Annotated in this window: 20 protein-coding genes; 10 read left to right on the top strand and 10 right to left on the bottom strand. The window is 65.5% G+C overall.

What is annotated here, in order from left to right; translation table 11 throughout:
* Position 1 precedes the first annotated feature (1 nt).
* Together K883_RS26030 and K883_RS26035 are read right to left on the bottom strand one after the other, a co-directional pair.
* On the bottom strand, positions 2-490 hold the full coding sequence (locus K883_RS26030; protein ID WP_036456520.1) for a hypothetical protein: 489 nt from the start codon (positions 488-490) through the stop codon (positions 2-4).
* A gap of 4 nt (positions 491-494) precedes the next feature.
* The gene (locus K883_RS26035) at positions 495-815 is read right to left on the bottom strand and encodes a hypothetical protein (RefSeq protein WP_036456522.1); all 321 of its coding nucleotides are present in this window, start codon (positions 813-815) and stop codon (positions 495-497) included.
* Positions 816-1,001: 186 nt separating this feature from the next.
* Between K883_RS26035 and K883_RS26380 the strand changes: the two genes are divergently transcribed.
* A complete protein-coding gene (locus tag K883_RS26380) occupies positions 1,002-1,829 on the top strand; it encodes a type VII secretion target (protein WP_081914438.1) in 828 nt (275 codons plus the stop codon).
* Positions 1,830-1,849: 20 nt separating this feature from the next.
* Here K883_RS26380 and K883_RS26045 read toward each other — a convergent pair whose 3' ends face one another.
* The 4 genes from K883_RS26045 to K883_RS26060 all read right to left on the bottom strand — a co-directional run bounded on the left by K883_RS26045 (position 1,850) and on the right by K883_RS26060 (position 4,949).
* The gene (locus K883_RS26045) at positions 1,850-2,314 is read right to left on the bottom strand and encodes a hypothetical protein (protein ID WP_081914439.1); all 465 of its coding nucleotides are present in this window, start codon (positions 2,312-2,314) and stop codon (positions 1,850-1,852) included.
* Between the two features lie 233 nt (positions 2,315-2,547).
* The gene (locus K883_RS26050; protein WP_036456525.1) at positions 2,548-3,015 is read right to left on the bottom strand and encodes a MerR family transcriptional regulator; all 468 of its coding nucleotides are present in this window, start codon (positions 3,013-3,015) and stop codon (positions 2,548-2,550) included.
* A gap of 3 nt (positions 3,016-3,018) precedes the next feature.
* Entirely contained in the window at positions 3,019-4,074 is a 1,056-nt protein-coding gene (locus K883_RS26055) for a hypothetical protein (protein WP_036456528.1), read from the bottom strand.
* Between the two features lie 188 nt (positions 4,075-4,262).
* On the bottom strand, positions 4,263-4,949 hold the full coding sequence (locus K883_RS26060) for an HNH endonuclease family protein (protein WP_036456531.1): 687 nt from the start codon (positions 4,947-4,949) through the stop codon (positions 4,263-4,265).
* 331 nt (positions 4,950-5,280) lie between these two features.
* Here K883_RS26060 and K883_RS26065 point away from each other — a divergent pair, with 331 nt between their 5' ends.
* Positions 5,281-5,808: a hypothetical protein gene (locus K883_RS26065; protein ID WP_156035727.1), complete on the top strand. Its 528-nt coding sequence runs from the start codon at positions 5,281-5,283 to the stop codon at positions 5,806-5,808.
* A 137-nt stretch (positions 5,809-5,945) separates the two neighbouring features.
* Positions 5,946-6,131: a hypothetical protein gene (locus K883_RS26070; RefSeq protein WP_036456680.1), complete on the top strand. Its 186-nt coding sequence runs from the start codon at positions 5,946-5,948 to the stop codon at positions 6,129-6,131.
* 28 nt (positions 6,132-6,159) lie between these two features.
* Here the strand turns inward: K883_RS26070 and K883_RS26385 are convergent, their stop codons facing one another.
* Genes K883_RS26385 through K883_RS26085 form a run of 3 tightly spaced genes read right to left on the bottom strand, consistent with a single transcriptional unit; the run spans position 6,160 to position 9,460 of the window.
* Positions 6,160-8,040, bottom strand: coding sequence for an ATP-binding protein (locus K883_RS26385; RefSeq protein ID WP_051701224.1), 1,881 nt, complete (start codon positions 8,038-8,040; stop codon positions 6,160-6,162).
* A 49-nt stretch (positions 8,041-8,089) separates the two neighbouring features.
* Positions 8,090-8,740 carry a phosphoribosylanthranilate isomerase gene (locus K883_RS26080; protein ID WP_255359017.1) on the bottom strand — a complete coding sequence of 217 codons (651 nt, stop codon included), beginning with the start codon at positions 8,738-8,740 and terminating at the stop codon, positions 8,090-8,092.
* 21 nt (positions 8,741-8,761) lie between these two features.
* Positions 8,762-9,460 (bottom strand): class I SAM-dependent methyltransferase, encoded by a 699-nt coding sequence (locus K883_RS26085; RefSeq protein ID WP_179945141.1) that lies wholly within the window; start codon positions 9,458-9,460, stop codon positions 8,762-8,764.
* Positions 9,461-9,596: 136 nt separating this feature from the next.
* On the opposite strand from K883_RS26085, the gene K883_RS26090 reads away from it, so the two are divergent.
* Positions 9,597-10,382 (top strand): hypothetical protein, encoded by a 786-nt coding sequence (locus tag K883_RS26090; RefSeq protein ID WP_156035729.1) that lies wholly within the window; start codon positions 9,597-9,599, stop codon positions 10,380-10,382.
* 797 nt (positions 10,383-11,179) lie between these two features.
* Here K883_RS26090 and K883_RS26095 read toward each other — a convergent pair.
* Entirely contained in the window at positions 11,180-11,626 is a 447-nt protein-coding gene (locus tag K883_RS26095) for a helix-turn-helix domain-containing protein (RefSeq protein ID WP_051701225.1), read from the bottom strand.
* Between the two features lie 137 nt (positions 11,627-11,763).
* On the opposite strand from K883_RS26095, the gene K883_RS26100 reads away from it, so the two are divergent.
* The 6 genes from K883_RS26100 to K883_RS26125 all read left to right on the top strand — a co-directional run bounded on the left by K883_RS26100 (position 11,764) and on the right by K883_RS26125 (position 16,123).
* Positions 11,764-12,495 carry a hypothetical protein gene (locus tag K883_RS26100; protein WP_036456543.1) on the top strand — a complete coding sequence of 244 codons (732 nt, stop codon included), beginning with the start codon at positions 11,764-11,766 and terminating at the stop codon, positions 12,493-12,495.
* Positions 12,496-13,050: 555 nt separating this feature from the next.
* The gene (locus K883_RS26105) at positions 13,051-13,614 is read left to right on the top strand and encodes a hypothetical protein (protein WP_081914440.1); all 564 of its coding nucleotides are present in this window, start codon (positions 13,051-13,053) and stop codon (positions 13,612-13,614) included.
* A 2-nt stretch (positions 13,615-13,616) separates the two neighbouring features.
* Positions 13,617-13,940, top strand: coding sequence for a WhiB family transcriptional regulator (locus K883_RS26110; RefSeq protein ID WP_036456684.1), 324 nt, complete (start codon positions 13,617-13,619; stop codon positions 13,938-13,940).
* Complete coding sequence (locus K883_RS26115) at positions 13,937-14,560, top strand: hypothetical protein (protein ID WP_036456545.1); 624 nt, start codon at positions 13,937-13,939, stop codon at positions 14,558-14,560. Before K883_RS26110 ends, K883_RS26115 begins: the two co-directional genes overlap by 4 nt.
* 2 nt (positions 14,561-14,562) lie before the next feature.
* Positions 14,563-15,030 (top strand): WhiB family transcriptional regulator, encoded by a 468-nt coding sequence (locus K883_RS26120; protein WP_255359018.1) that lies wholly within the window; start codon positions 14,563-14,565, stop codon positions 15,028-15,030.
* Positions 15,031-15,250: 220 nt separating this feature from the next.
* Positions 15,251-16,123, top strand: a complete 873-nt coding sequence (locus tag K883_RS26125) for a DUF6551 family protein (RefSeq protein WP_255359019.1) — start codon at positions 15,251-15,253, stop codon at positions 16,121-16,123.
* Positions 16,124-16,167 lie beyond the last annotated feature (44 nt).

Consider the following 16,167-nt stretch of genomic DNA (forward strand, 5'->3'; position numbering starts at 1 on the left):
CTCAGCCGCACATGTTGGCGAACGGCAGACGCCCGTAGTGGGCGCGGAACTGGGTGATCATCGCCGTCTCAGTGGTGGCGGCGGCGCCGTCGTCGGTGCCGTGCCATCCCACCAGCAGGTTGTCGTGGTCGGCGAGCTGCCAGACGCGGCGGCCGCCAGTGTGGCCGACCGGTTCACCGGCGCCGGATCGGCGGAACTCGTCGAGGCGCTTGCGCAAGCCACGGCGTCCGCTGGCGCCGGCGCTGGCCTTCCCGATGTAGACGATGCGGGTGCCGGGCACCCACAGCGCCTGCAGCTCGGCGACGGGCGCCGTCGGGTCCTTGCCCTTGAAGTGTCCGGCCGGCGAGGTGTCCAGGAAGGTCGGCGGTTCGTCGGTGGGCCGCACGATCACGTACACGCCGGGGCCGGTGGGCACGGCGGCGGTGGGCAGCGCGGTGAACGGGACCCAGCCGGTGAAGCCACTCAGGTCGATCGGCTCGGACAGTTTCATGGTGTCAGCGGCGCCGGCGGCGTTCGGTGTCGAGGTCCACGACGTCGACGTCCTGGTGCTCGCCGCCCCCAGCTGCGGCGGCGGCGGTCTGGTGTTCGGCGACGGCGGCGGCGATGCGGTCGGCCATCGTGCTGATTGTGTCGTCGGTGATGTAGATCTTGGCGGCCTGGCGGCCGATGCGCACGAGGCGGGCGACGTGGTCGAGGTCGTCAGAGATGTCCTGGCGGGCGGTGTCCTGGCTGATGGTGAGTCCGTGCCGGTCGGCGAGCAGGGAAACCAGCAGTGCGGCGCGGTTGTCGAGCCAGGGGGAGCGGCGTGCTTTCATCGTGGCTGAACCGTACCGGCGGCGCCGCAGCACCGGATGCGGCCGGTGTGCGCGGCGCCGGCTGTTGCTGTGGACTGGCGGGCGTGAAAAGAGGGCGCTGCAATTGGCGGGCAAGTGTCGCCTGGTGTCGCATCTATCGGGGAGAATCAGGGATAGTTGTTGAATTGGTGCAGGTAGGAGACGTGTGTGGCTGAGTTAGACGTCAATCCGGCTGATTTGGTGCGTTTTGCTGGCGCCTATTCGGAGTTGGCGCAGCGTGCGGCGCAGATTTCGCCGCAGGCCGTCGACGAGGTTCAGAAGGTGATCGACACGCACGGACCGATGGGTTATCCCACCGCGGTCGGGATCGCGGCCGGTCTGGCCAAGGCTGAGGTGCCGGTGCAGGCCAAGGTGGCTGATTTCAACACCTACGCGCAGCGGCTCACTGAGCACGCGGACACCTACACCCGGGTCGACGGCCAGGACGCGCAGCGGGTGAAGGCACTGGATTTCTCCACTGATCTGCCCGGCACGGGGCAAGGCAAAGACTCGCCGGCTACGCCGTTGGACTCCAAGGACTCCAAGGCGTGGAAGCCCGGCGACAAACGGCACATGCCCTACATTGCAGGGAAAGGCGGAAAGGGACCGCCGAACACTGCGGACGCGCCGCCGTGGGTTGACATCTACGACAGGACCCAAGATCCGGATCAAGTTCCGCACAGTTTCGTGCGGTCTGATGAGATCCCGGGCGTGAAAGTCTTGCCGCCCAACCAATTAGGCCCGGCGCCGTTCTATGACGAACACGGCAACGAGATCCAATACGTTGAGTTGAGCCCCAAGTCCGGGGTGTGGGTGCCGCAATCGGATTTCCCTGGCGCCAAGATGTATTCGCCGGGCGTTACGCCGAACCCTTTGCCGCCCTATGGGTATGACGAATGGCTGCCGGGATCAGGGATCTATCTGTGGCACGGAGATATGGTTCCCGAGCCGTACAACCCCCATAGCATGCTGCCCGGGCAGACCACACCGCAATAACGCGCGCGGCCATCCGACCGTCAGCTACGGCGTGGGTGCGTTCGCCCAAAACCACGCGCTAGTAGCGAGTTTCGGGCGGCGGCCTCGGCGGTGGCACGGGTACGGCGTTGCGCGCGAAGGTCTCGGTCGAAGCGGCGGTGCAGGATGCGTTCCTCGCGCCGGCTGGGTTCGCTGTTGACGAGTCGGCTCAACTGGGTGTCGGTCAGGCTGGTCGGTTGACCAGCGCTGTCGTGCGCGGCGATGACGATGTCGCCGCGCAGCAAGGGCACCTCGTGGGCGGTGAAGCGGGTGATGGCCAGCAGCAGCCCTGTCGCGTGACGGTTGACCCGCAGCCACGGGTGGTGGGTGAACCAGAAGTCGAGCGTGCCGTCAGTACTGGTCAGCACTTGCAGTTGGTGGGCGCGGACGAGGTCGGCGATGTCGGCCACACATCGAGGCTCCACCTTGTACAGCTCTTCGTTGTGACTGGCCAGAAGCGTAATCATGATCCTCCTTGCTCCGGCTACTTTCCTTCGGGGTCGAACCTCAGACGGGGAGCGGTAGACAACAGATCGGCCGAAAACAATTGCTGCGCAGACTAATCGCATTCGTCTCGTTCAACGCTCGAATGGTAACAACCGGAGCGGACACCGTCGTCAATTGATCATTGCGGCCGTGCGAATGCGTGTATGCCCGGTAAGTCCGGTGACGCGTTGGTAGGCCAGCCGCGGCCGCCGCCTTAGCCGTAGCCGCGGTCGTTGTCGACGATCGCCTGCAGCGCCGAGTGATAGCGGACAATCTGCATGCGCACCAGGTCGAGTTGCTGCAGCGTGGCCGCCAATGTTGTGGTGGTGTTCCCGTATGTCGCGTAGCTCGTGGCGCCGAGGAGATCAACGCCAAGGGGCTCTGCGGGGTGTTCACGTGCTTCGGCGATGTCGTTGCGCACCGCCTCGAGCTCGACCTCAACCCGCGCGATCAGATCCGCGGCCCGTTGCAGGTGTCGGTCGCGCTGCCGCGCCACGAGCTGGCGGCAGTGTTCCCAGGTGGGCACATTGGCCGCGGGCAGGTAGGCGTGCCCGCGCGCGGATCTCACCGCTTGCGGCAGCAGCTCATCAGCAATGAGCAGCTGCAGCGTTTCAGCGCTGATACCGCAGAGTTTCGCGGCCTCGGAGAGTTTGAGGCCTTGCGGCTGTTCAGGATTGGTCACTGCTTAGCGGCCTTTGCGTAGCACGTGCACCCGGGGTTTGGGAGCGATCAGCGGGGCGCCCTTGGGGCCCTTGATGTAGTCGCCGATGTATTTGGGCTTTCGCCAGCTGTGGTTGGGGCCGTAGGCCTGCTGGCGCCAATGGCCCGTGACGGGGAAGCGGTGGTTGTAGGTGCGGCCGGGCTCGGCGCCGGGTTCATAGCTGGCGGCTCGGGCACGCAGATCGACGATCGTCACGGTTGAGGGTTCTTGGGGCGGTCGCTCTGCCGGCGGGTGGTCGTCATCGGTGTCGGCTGGTGGGGGTTCTGGCGGTCGAGGCGGTCCGATGGTGCGGGTTTCGGCGACGTTGGCCTGGGCCATGAGTAGCCAGGCCGCCCCGACGGCGCTGACGAAGGGGTGCGCGCTTTCGGTGTTGTGGACTTCCTCAGTACGCGGGATGTCGGGGTTGACCATGATTGTTTGCGCCCCCCAGACCGGGGAGGTGGTGTCGGCGAGCCGCAACACCTCAGGGTCTTGGTCTTCGCGGGAGAACGGCACCATTTGGAGTAGGCCATCTGGTCTGCTCCACCACCACACGCCGTCCCAGGCGATGTCGATGATGGTGGCTACGTCTGGGGTGAGGCCTTGGGCCAGGTAGGCCGGGTTGTTCAGCCCAGCCTCCACCGCTTCGGGCTTCAGCAGTCCAGACGGGACGGTGCCCGCGGATTTCGCCCAGCACAGCATGCCGGTTGGCGCCGGTAACGCGGCTGCCGGCGTCCACTCAGGTAGCGATTGCGCGGCATCCAAAACGATGTCGACCATGTCGCGGGAGACCCAGTACAGCTCGGCGGTGCGCAGGGCCTGGGCCTCGGCCCTGATGATGGGGGCGGTATCGGCGAATCGCGTGATCAGACGTTGGATTCTCTTCGCCGTGGCGATGTCTTGTGCTGAGGCATTCGGCGGAGGTGGGGCCTTGTACTGGTCGAACGAGATCTCCGCCGTGGCGTCCAGCGCGCTACACCACTGCCGGCGGATGATCGGAACGCTCGTTGCCGCCCACGGGGCGCCGCGCCGCCGGCTCATAGAAGCTCGTCCTCTGAGACGATGCGCCTGTTTTCCTCGGCGCTGACGATTGGGCACTTGATGTGGGCGAGCCGCATACAGGTATTCTGCGCCACCATCCTCGACCCGCCGGTCGGTCGGCGCTTTACCGGGTGAGTGTGCGGCGGTGGACGGTTTCGATGCTCTTGGTGAGGTTGGCCGTGAGGCGTTCAGGGATGACGGCAGGCCGCGGTTGCGGCCGCGCGGTCTTTGACGGTGATCGGCAGGTGGTACTTGACGGTGACGGTCAGATAGCGGATCACGTAGGGGCATTTGCCAATCGCGGGTAGCCATTCGGACAGGGTGGAGTCGCCTTTGCTGCTGTTGGCCGAGCTGGATACCGCGATCAGCTCGGTCATGTCGTTGGCGAAGATTCGGCGCTGCTGCAGATCCCATTGGGCCGCACCAGCATCCCAGACTGCCTTTAAGGGCACGATGTGATCGACTGCGACGTGTTTGAGGTCGACGGCTTGCCCGGTGTAGGGGTCCGGCTCCAACCGGCCCGCGATGACCTTGCAGTCCCGGGTTCCCGGCTTGTACTCAATGTCTTGTAATGCTGTGCGTAGCAACCTGTTTCGGGTATCACATCCGCTGTGATCGAGGGGGTCATTCCACGCGGGGCCAAACACACAGCCGTGCCCTTTGCCGCATCCGCGGTCATACCCGGGTACGGGGTTGATCTGGTCGACGATGCGTACCTGTGCGAGCAGGCCGGCCACGGAGCCGGTAGCCGGCGGCGCCGCTGGGCCGGCTTGGCTGACACCGAGGTGGGCGCAGCCGACAGTGATCGCCGCGGCCGCAACCACGGCCCACCGGCTGCCGCGGCGCCGTCGGGTTGTAGTGGCGGTGGCGTGCATGTTGCCGACCGTAGCGCCGTCTCATGACAGGGCGAGCAATTCGTCCGCGGTTGCCTCTTGGGGCGTCGAGCTGTTGCGTCGGTGATGTCGGTTCGGTCGTCGATAATGGGCTGGTGTCTGAGCCTTTGCACAGTAGTCGGCAGGCGCCGAAACTGCCTCCCGCGCGAATCCAAGATCTGACGATGTTGGTTCGAGTTCCTGGCCGGCCCGAGGCGATCCGCGCGTTCACTGATGCCGAGCACGCTCTCGCCGAGCACTATGCCTCCCAAGAAGGGGGCGTGATTACCACGCTCGGGTGTGACTGACACTGCTATGCACGGCGGACGCCACGATGGGTGAGCATGAAAGAGGTGGGCGGTGGAGCGATTTCAGCCGCGCGGTGTTCGAGTTCGCGTGCGTTCTGGCTGCCACGAAGTCCGACGCCTGGCCGGATGATCCGTGGGAATTCTGGGAGATGCCGTGGCATTGGGACAACGCGCATGCGCTGTGGGAAAGGCTCGGCAAGCCGCGGCGACCCCACCCGAGGTGGGCCCGTTTCGTTCACGCGGTGGACACCCATAGCGAGGTTGCGGCACTTGCTGAGCTGGAGGAGTCCGGCACCCTCAGCTCGCTGTGGTGGGAGGACGACAGGGAGTGGTCGGCCTTCGCGGCTGCTTTTGCAGCGGCGGGTCACCGCTACGTCGCCGCCTACGATGCACCGCTGCTGGGCGAGGGCGACACCGGCCTGGTGTTTCGCTGGGTCTTCGACGAACCATATTCAGCCTGGGTGAAGCTCGGCCGGCCCCGGCCGCATGAGCGTGGCTGGGCCGAATTCATGATCGGGTGGAGGTTCGTTGAGCCGACATCTCGAAATGACTGACGGAGGTGGCGCCGGTACCATCGACGCGAGCGGTTCTTCCGATGCGGGCGATGACGCCCCACGGAGCGCTCGGCGATGGCTATCTTGTAATGGCGCTCGAAAGCTCCCCTTCTGCATCAACTTTCGTGAGGATTGCTGTGCGCGACGAATTGTTTTCCGGCTTCAGCGAAACCGGGTGGGATGAGGCACCCTGGGATGCCGAACCCAGGTTCACTGCAGACGAGCTGCAAATTCTGCTCAATCCGACGCTATCGGCCGCGGAGGCAGCCGAGCGCGTCGGCTGCGTGGTACACGACGTTCTGAGGCTGCGCCGAACCGCCTAAAAGCAACAGACTGAACACGCCTTTGAGCTCATGGCCAGTCTGAATCCCTATGTGGCAGTGAGTCGCTTGGGCCTGATGCTGCGTGCATGAGGACGTCGGTGGCGACGACGAGGTCACCGCGTTGTTCGACGAGGCCGTTGCGCCGCAGCTGGCCGAGGTAGGTCGAGAAGGTGCCGCCGCTGACGCTCACATCAGCTGCCTGGGCGATCTGGTCTCTGGTCAGTCCGTTCGGGTAGGCGTCGATGGCTGCTTGCAGCATTCGTGCTGCGCCGGCGCGCAGGATGCCGAGGTAGTGCTGCTGGAGTTCCTGGGCGGTCATTGGTTGGGGCCGGTGACCGACGTAGCGCCAGCCGGCATCGGTCAAGGTGAACCCGGTGTCGTTTTCATCGATGAGCCCGGCGCGGCGCAGTTGGCCGAGGTAGGTCGACCAAGTGCCTCCGGTGTGCTTCATTCGCGCGACCGTGGCCCACTGGGATTTGGTAAGTCGCAGCGGCGCCATTCGGGCCAGTGCTGTGATCATGCGGTGCGCTCCGGATCGAAACCGTAACGGCGCGTAACTATTTGGTTCGGCCGGTTGGGCGCTGCTGGTGGGGGAGCATGGGGCGCCGTTGTGCTGTGCGGTGGCAGCGTTGGTGGGGCGTGGTTGGCTCGGGTGCTTGGGCTCGGCAGGACGTGTCGAGGACGTTGTCTCGTGGGCTGGTGCAGTAGGCGGTGCCGGGGCTGTGGTGAGGGTGTGCAGTGCCGAGTTGATCAGATCGGCCGCTGAGCGCAATGCCTTGACGACGTGGGGGTCTTCATGCCGTCGGGTCTGAAGGTCGGTCAGTTGTGCGCGCAGTGTGGCGATTTCGCTCTCGCGCTGCTCGAGGAGTTGGGCGGAGGCGGATGCCTGCTGGGTTGCCTGGTCTGCGCGTGCGGTGGCGGCGGCGAGTTGGCTGCGCAGGGACTGGATTTCGGTGTGAAGAGTGTGGGGGTCGTTGTGGTGGGCGCGCTCTCGTGTTGCGGCGATCTCTGCGCCGAGTTTGTCGAGGTCGATGTCGGCGCGTTTTTTCGGGATCACCCGTGTTTGTCCGGGCTTGGGTGTGGCGTGCGAATCGAAGGTGCTGAACATCGGAAACTTTGTGCGCTTGAGGATTCGAAGAAACCCGGGGCTCCATACCCATCCCTCGCCTATGGGCAGTGACGGCAGGGAGGCTATGACTTGGCGGGCGGTGGTCTCGTCCTGGTCGGCATTGACATTGATCCAGTCTTGGACGGCTTTGATCGAGCGGGGGCCGGTCATGCGGAGCAGGATCACCGTCTCCATGAGTTCCAGTACGGATTTCGCGGTTTCCTGTGCGCGCTGGCTGACTACCGTGAGGCCTAAACCGCGGTGGCGGCCGCGTTTGGCGAGGTCTTCCATTGCACCCAAAAGGCGTGCTGTGTCGGCTGATACGCGTTGGGGGATGAGGACGTCGGCTTCTTCGATCACCACGTGGAGGGGGTCGCGGTTGCGGTGGTAGAGCCGTTCGGCGAATGCGGTGGCAAATGTGCGTGCTTGGGCCTTGCTCATGTGTGATAGGTCCAGGACAGCGGGGATCCGGTCGTCGACGATGAGGTCTGCGAGTAACTGGCCGGCGGTTGGTTCCAGGGGGACGTCGTGGTGGTCTCCGCCAAAGATGACGAAGGGTAAGCCCGGGCTCTTGCCGTCGGCGCTGGAGCGGATGCCCCACCAGTCGCCCTTAACGTCGAGTACCACCACTGGCAGTCCGGCGGTGTACATCAGTTCGACGAGTCGGTGTGTCACGGCTGATTTTCCGCCGCCGCGGTTGGCTAGTACCGCGACACCGGCGGTCACGATTTCAGGTGGCAGCTCTACGCCGGGCGCGAGGTCGATTGCGCCTGGTCTTGTGGTGTCGGCCCGGGTGCTCATGCTGGCCTCATGGGGCGACGATAGCGCCGCAGAGCGACGTTGCGGCTTTTTACCTGACGCGGGTGGCGGAAGCTGCGACGAAGGCTGTGCAGGCGGCGGGGTCTTTGCGGCCGTTCGCGGATTTGAGGCGGCTGTTGGCGTCGACGCCGAATGGGTGCACGGCGTGGATGGCTTGGCCGACGTTGTCTGCGGCCAGGCCGCCGGCGAGGATGACTGGGAGTGGGTGCAGGCGTTCGACGATGCGGCGGCTGGTGGCCCAGTCGTGTGTGAGTCCGGTGCCGCCCAAGCGGGTTTCGGTGCGGCTATCGAGCAGTAGCGCGTGGGCGGCGGTGGCTGCTTCGTCGGCTTCGTTGAGGCTCTGTGGGCCGGTGATGTGCACGGTGCGGATGATGCGGCGGTGTGCGCGGTGGCACCATAGTTCGCGTGCGGCGGCGGGGGTCAGGGCGCCGTGGGCTTGGATGGTGTCGACGCCGAGGAGGTCGGCTATTTCGCAGATGCGGGAGGCGTCGGTGAGGTGGGTGACGAGCACCTTGGAAACGAAGACCGGGGTGGCCGCGGCGAGGTGTTGGGCGTGTTCGATGTCGAGTTCGTCCTCACTGAGGTGTGTGGTGCCCACGATCAGCCCTATTGCGTCGGCGCCGGCGGTGACCGCGGCCGCTAGGTCGTCTAGCGTTCCGATGCCGCAAATCTTCACGCGCACAGCAGAATCCATCGCCGGTAGTTAGTCGCGTTGTGCGCGGATGTAAAGGAAGAACGGTTGAGTGTTCAAGGCGTGGAGCAGCTCGGCGTCGATGTCCGGAGTGGGCTGGATCTGTGGTTCTTCGACGGTGTCGATGCTGAAGCCTGCGCGTCGGAGTTCACCGAAGATGCTCGATAAGGGCCGGCGGTATGACTGGGCTGTGACCTCGAGGCCGCCCCAGTTCCACTCCTCGCTGACCAGCTGCGTGCGGTGGTAGTCCGTGCGATCTGACAACAGCCATCCGGTGATGGGGTGATGCAGGGAGAAGACCAGCGTTCCGCCGGGCTGGAGGCAGCGGTGAAGCTCTCGCATTAGCGGGGCCCAGTCTTGGATGTAGTGCAGGACGAGCGAGGCCACGACGACGTCCACGCTGGCGCTTGGGGCGATGTCGGTGGGCTGGTCGAGGTCGACCAGTTTGAACTGCGCCGCGGTGCCCACCCGTTGACGGGCGAGCTCGATCATTTGCGGCTCGGCGTCCACGGAGAGCACCTCAGCGGCTCGTTGGACCAGGTGGGTGGTCAGGCCGCCGGCGGCGCATCCGAGTTCGAGAACACGTTTTCCGCTCAAGTCGCCGGCCAGTTCGAGGATGGTGGGCCGGTCGTATTGGGTGTTGACCGGATTCTTCACTGACCAGGCGGCGTAGGCGCTGGCGTGGTCTTTGAACAGCGAGGTGGCGGTCATCGTCTTCATCGTAGGGTCACTCGGCGCCCAGTTAGCCGAGCGCGATGTCTCTTCCGGGCCTCTCTCGTCTTTCAGAGTCGCGTCGAGTCGCGTGGTGAAGTCGCATAGAGTCGCTTTTGGCTTCTAGGCTGGCTGTGTGGCGAATTTGTTGAAGGCACTTCTCGACGAACGTCACATGCACGCGTACTCCGAATTCATCGCTGAATATAAGCGCGCGGCCCGGGAATTAGACTTGCCGCGTAATGCCGTCCCGCCGACGAAATCGCAGTATTACCGCTGGGTCGGAGGTCAGGTGCGGACCCTTCCCCAGGGGCATCACTGTGTGGTGCTCGAGCGGATGTTTTCGGGCTGGACTGCCAAAGAGTTGTTCGGCCATGAGCAGCCTCGCGAGCCGTCTGTTGCGGTGGATGACGATGTGCTGGCCGGGATCGGGCCGGGCTTAGACCCTGGGCTGTTGGCAGGGGTGTGGGCGACGGGATATCTCATCAGCGGCGGGTACCGGCACGTCGATTTGTCGACGGTCACCGTGCGGGGGGCGGGGATGGTGTCGCGTAACTATCCGCCGGCGCCGCGGTTTGAAGGTCATTCGGCTGGGCACGAAACCGATGTCACCGCGCGGCTGTTCGGCCGGCACTTGATGGGTCATTTCCGTAATCACAACGACCGCTACTTCTTTGGCTCGTTGCATCTTGTGATGCTGCCCGGTGAAACGATTCTCGACGGCTACTACACCGGTTTTCTCAATGATGCTGCGGTAGTGGCTCATCCGTGGCGGTGGGTGCGGGTGGATCCACGGACGGTTGAGGGCGTCGACCTCCATGCGGTCGCCTTGGACGATCCCGCCGTTGTTTATGACGCCCTCGCCGGGCGTAACCAGTTCGACGGGCCGCTCGCGCTCTCAGACATCGTCGGCGCTGCCTGAACGGCGGCCGCGCGACGCGGTAGCCGAGTCGCGTCGAGTCGCGCGGTGTGGCGGGACGAAATACGACTTGGTACGCGACTAAACGGGTCTGCAAGACGTCGCGGAACGACCGCCCGATCGCGCATTGTGTCGCTATGTCACCGATGTCGAGTAGTGGTGCGGTAGGGGCCGGGGCCTGTTCAAGCCAAGGGGTGAAGCCCCGGGCGCTGCCGTGCCGCCATGGATGCTTTGGGATAGACCACAGCGCAAACCATAGCGCAGTGTTTCAAACCATTGCGCCGCTGTGTTTTTGTTGGTAGCGTCTGCACCATACCCACCAGGCCCGGACAAGGAGACCCGCCCTGTGAGCGTCTCGAAGCCAGCCGCGAAGGCCCCAGAAAACAGCGCGGCAAAACAGAGCGCCAGCACATCGCGGCGCACCGCCACCGCACGCTGGGCACCCCTCGGCGCTACGTCCCTATCCCTGCTGCTTACCGGCTGGTCCCATTCGCGGCCCCTGCTCCGCCCGCAGCGATTGTTATCGAATCGTTATTGGCGAGTTGTCGTTTTTTCCTTTGCTCACTTTCGTGACTTTCCGCTTTTGACCTGTTGGAATTTTTCTGTACCCAGCCGCAGTGCTGAGGCAAAGGCATAGGGCGTTCGGAGGACCGATGGGAATGGAAAGGCTCGCCAGCAGGCCCGTTGTGGCTGTGGCTGCTGGTTGCGCGCCGATCCCGCCCCGCGCGCAGCACAGCTGCGCGGCGCGTACCGATGGAGGCTATGTCGGCGGCAGGGATTTGCTGGGGATGTCGGCGTCGTTATACCGGCGCGCCAGGCGGCCGTTGGCGGGCGCGCTGGTAGGCCGCTTGGTATTCCTCGACGCTGATTCCGAGCCGTTGTGCGAGCTTGGCCGCGTTGGTGTCGGTGAGGGCCGCGTCGGCGCGTTCGATGCCGCGCAGCGTGGTGGTGGCGATCTTGGCGGCCGCGGCCAGCTCGGGCTGGGTCAGCCCCTTGAGGACACGCCAGTCACCGGGGTAGCGCTCGTCGGCGGGAATGGTCACAACCTGCTCGATCGGGGTGTCGAGGATGCGCATAACGCGGGCCAACAGATCCACCTGAGGGGTTCCCTTACCGCCTTCCCAGTTGAAGATGGTCGCCGGCGAGACGTCGGCGACCCGGGCGAGGTCGCTGACGCTGATGCCGTTGTCGCGGCGCACCTGCGCGAAGCTCGCGGCGTCGAAGCCGCGCAACACACGACGCGTCATACGAGGTCTACGGCCTGGCGCGTCATAACTAGACAGGTTCACCGAGGGCTCCCCAAACTTGTTAATCCTAGTGTCTTACTTTATCGTCTTAGATTAGAGTATGGTTGGGCCGGAATCGGCGATATGAGGAGGATTCGGTGAAACTGCCTCACGCACTTGGGCATCGCCCGACGCCTCAGATGCCCTCACTTGCGGGGTTCGAGCCATGCTTCGCCCCGGTTCCCAGCTCGCGGATCAAGCAGCCCGCCCAGGTCGTGCGTCCCGTGTACTGGTGGACCACTGAACTGCGCCGGCGCGGAGATCTGCTGCTCGGCGTGCGCTTCGATGCCAACCACCTGGTGGCGCGGGTGAGTGTGCGCCTGGCCTCGTATCGCATGGTCGAGGTGGTGCGCAGCAACGAGCGCAATCCTGCGCTGCCGCATGATGTTCCGAACCTGCTGGCCGAAGCGGTGTGGCGCCTGGGTGCCCTCGGGTGGAGTGAGCAGCTCGACGAGCTCCTGGACCTGTTGCGCGCGCTCGGCTTGATGAGCGCGCCGGCGCCGATCCGTAAGTGCGTGGCCCCGATTCCCGGGCTGGTGTACCAGCCTGACCGTGGGGTGCGGATCGCGTACTGGTGGGCGCTGGGGTTGCGGCGTCAAGGGTGGCAGCTGCACGCCTGTGGTGAGGATGTTGCCCGGTTCGGGTTCGTTGCCGAGATTCCGGCCTCAGACGGCGAGCCGCGGTTGGTCGTCTACCCGGGGGATATGGCGCAGGACGGCACCGAGGCCGCGGCGTTGGCCAACCATCTTGTCCGGCTGAGCACTCGCCAACGCCGGCTTGTGTGTCAACTCGTCGCCGACAGCGGGGTCGGGAAAGGCCGGGTGCTGTGATGTTGTTTGGGCCGCAGGGCTTTTCGAAGGTGGTGGTACGGCTGCTGAGCTAGCTGCGCCCCGCTGCTGGCGCGGCGCTTTTCGTACATGTCAATAGCGATGACCCTGTCCCAGAAACAGAGAAGCCCCCCGAAGGGGGCCAACTCTGGGATTTGGACGACGAAGGTACCAGCTTCGCGCCCAAGGGTCTTCCCCCCTGAAGGAGGAGATGACTTTGCTGAGTCAATCTCAGGGTAGAGGCTACCCATCAGCGGAATCAAGCCTTTCTACTCTCAATGCCCGTTCGACGGTGCTGACGTGCACCGACGCACCTCTGGGCGCGTCCGCCGCAGCCGTAACCGCCCCCCGCAGCGATGCTGGGCACCCGCCCGCGGTCTTCGCCGACTGCCCGCTGTGCGGCAGGGAGCCGATCGAGCCGGTCCGGGTGGAAGGCCAGTGGGCCTGCCGTAGTTGCACCAGCGCCTGCCTACTGTGCAGTGGGCCGTGTGTTCCTGGTGACGAGGCGTGCGATGAGTGTGTCCGGCACCTGGGCCTGGACCGGCAGGCGGTGCTGATATGAGCACACCGGCGCTGCTCGTTGAGGCGAGCACCCTCGAAGACCTCTCGACACCTGCCGAGTTGTTGGCGGCCCCGGCAGGTCCCTACCAGTGCGCCGAGTTGGCGATTTGGGCGGAGTTGACCCGAAGCCTGATCGAGTACCCGCGCATCTGGGGGTCAGTCGAAGAGGGCGCCATGCTGCTGGGCGAGGAGGTTGACGAGCTCTGGGAGGACGTGCGCGCCAACCGAATTGATCATGCCCGCCTGGAGGCGACGCAGGTCGGCGCGATGGCCGTCCGTTTCATCGCCGACCTCTACAACCCGGTTGGGCCCGCCTGCGACCGTTGCCGTGCCGCCATGGCCGAGCAGCGCGCAGTGCGCGCGGCGGTGGGCCCGGCAGGGCGCATCTTATCGTCGAGCCACGAGGGATTTGGCTTCCTGCGACGCGAATACGACGCGCTGTGGTCAGCGATTCGTTTCGAAGACCCCGCCCGGCCCGCCGCCGCGCGAGTAGCGGGCATGGCGGTGCGGTTGATCGCTGAAATCACCAGCACGCCAACGCTAGTGGGGCGTGCGTCATGATCATGACGCTTCGTGAGCAGCAGTGGCGCAAGCAAGCCGTGTGCTACTTGGAGACCTCGGATGCCCCGGAGTTGTGGACCCCTGAGCATCGGCCCAAGCAGGATGTGCGGGTCCACCTCGAGCAGATGTGCCGGCGCTGCCCGGTGCGGCAGGAATGCGCGGGCGACGCGGTGGTGTCTGCGGCCGAGAGCGGGCTGTATGCCGGCGTTTGGGTGCCTGAGCGCCGCAAGAAGACCCAGTGGGCCATGGCTATGGGCAGGTTGGGGGAGATCGCCGGCCTGGATGCGGGTTCAGGTGAGCTCACCACGCTGGGGGTTTCAGCATGACCGCCACCAGGTGTGCACCCCCGCGGCGGCCGCGGCCGCAGTCGCAGGACTTCGCTGCGGTCGTGTCTGCGGCCCGGCTGCATCTGTGCGCTGTGCGTGAGGATCCCGAGACGCGTACGCGCCACGTCGCGGCGGTGTTGGCGTTCACACCCACCGAGCGTGTCGGTCAACGGATGCGGATTCACTTCGACGACGGGCCCACCGCCTTGTGGATGGCCCAGGCGTTGGCGCACAAGGACGTCGAGTTGGTCGACATCGGCGCCGATGGCGGCACCATCATCATCGCTAATCCGCAAACCGTGTTGGGCCGCTACGGGTTTCGTGATGGTCGCTGGCTGTTCGGGCAAGGCATGCCCGCAGCGGTGGGGGTCAGCCGCGGGGCGGTGCATGCCGCGGCGCATTTCAATCGGCAAGGCATGAAGGTGGCGTGCCCAAGCGCGTCGATGATGCTGACGCTCACCGCGGTGATGTCGCGGTTAGGGATCCACGCCAAGCCCACTGATGGGCACCCGCGCGCGGCGGTCGGCCCGGGCCGTGTTGCCGATGCGCTGGCGCGGCTCGGTATCGCCGAAGTCGGCGCGCAGTATCGGCGGCTGCGCGAGAACACGTTGGGGGACTGACCATGAATGATGTTGACAGCAAGCCGAATACGCGGTGGATCAACCACCGGATCACCGCGCATCGGATGCGCGGCCGTGGCCAGTCACTGGACGCGATCGCCGACTACTTGCGAGTCACTCCGCGCTCGGTGCAGCGGTATTTGGAGTTGCCGTGCCCAGAACCGCTGCCAGACAGGGACGAAGTGGAATTGTCCAGCTTCGTCGTCGACGGGGCCTGCGCTGCCTTTCCCGAGGTGGACTGGCTGAGCCGTAGTCCGTTGGTCCAGGCCGAGGCCAAGGCGATCTGCCAGTACTGCCCGGTGTTGGACAAGTGCCGCAGCTACGGGCTGAACAAGGGCCGTGACCAGCGCGGTGTCCTGGGAGGCATGACCATGGCCGAACGTGCCCGTGAGCTGCGCCGCCAGCGGCAGCGCGGCTCGCAGCAGCCCCAGCGGCCAGGAGTCGTCGCCCGAGACCAGGGGGCGGCATGAGCGCGGCGGCCGGCGCGCCGAGACGAGCGCCGGCGGCGGTAGGCAACGGGGTGCCTGCCGATGGACATGACGCATACCGGCGCGGGTTGTGCGTGGACTGCAAAGCCACCTGGCACTCACCGGGGCGGACCCGCTGCGATGCCTGCCACGACATCTACGCCGGCGGAGTCGGGCAGCGCACACCCAGTACCCGGCAAGGAAGGACCAGAGCAGCATGACGATGAGCGTGAGTGTCACCCCGGCGGCAGCCGGCGCGGGCGGCGGCTACATCGACGCCGTGCGCGTCGATGAGTTGTTCGTCGATCAGTCCTATCAGCGCGCGGTCGACATGGGCCGGGCCCGCAAGCTGGCCGCCGGGTGGGATCGCCGACTGGCCGGGGTCATCGAGATCAGCGATCGCGGCCGCGACCACAGTCCGCGCTACGCGGTGGTCGATGGCCAACACCGTTGGGAGGCTGCGCGACTGCGCGACCCCCAGGCCTCGATGGTGGCCCGCGTCCACGAGGGGCTGACGGTGGCTGACGAGGCCCGGCTGTTTGATCGGCTCAACCGGGAACGGCGGCGCCCCTCAACCTGGGATCACTGGCAGGCCCGCAAGGCCAGCGGTGATCCGGACGTGCTGGCGATCGAACACGTCGTGACCAGTTTGGAGCTGCAGATTCATCACGCGCCCAAGGCTGGAAACGTGCGCTGCACCGCGACGTTGGAGAAGCTTTTCGCCCTCGGCGGCGCCGATCTCATCCGCGACACCCTGGAACTGATTGTTCAGGTGTGGGACCTGCGCATGGATGCCTACGACGCGCCGCTTGTCCATGCCATCGGCTTGATCCAACACCATCTGGGCGACCGTATCGATCCTGAGCGGCTGGCCGACACCCTGCTCGGTGTGCTTCCGCCGGCTTTGCGCACCCACGCTGCCGCGTTGGGGGAGACCCTGACCGGTACCGCGGGTGTGCGGATGGCGATCACCATCATGGTGCTCTACAACAGGAACCGCCGCGTACCAGGACAGCGTGTCTTGGTGTGCGCGCGCACCTTCGGCGGCGGGGCGCGCAACGCGCGCTCGCGTCCTCTATCTGCCAAAAGCGCCTGACCCGCAGGGTCTTTCAACTCTTAAAGAGGTGTGTTGTGACGTTG

Origin of the sequence: Mycobacterium sp. TKK-01-0059 (assembly GCF_000709305.1) — a bacterium.
Classification (GTDB): Bacteria; Actinomycetota; Actinomycetes; order Mycobacteriales; family Mycobacteriaceae; genus Mycobacterium; species Mycobacterium intracellulare.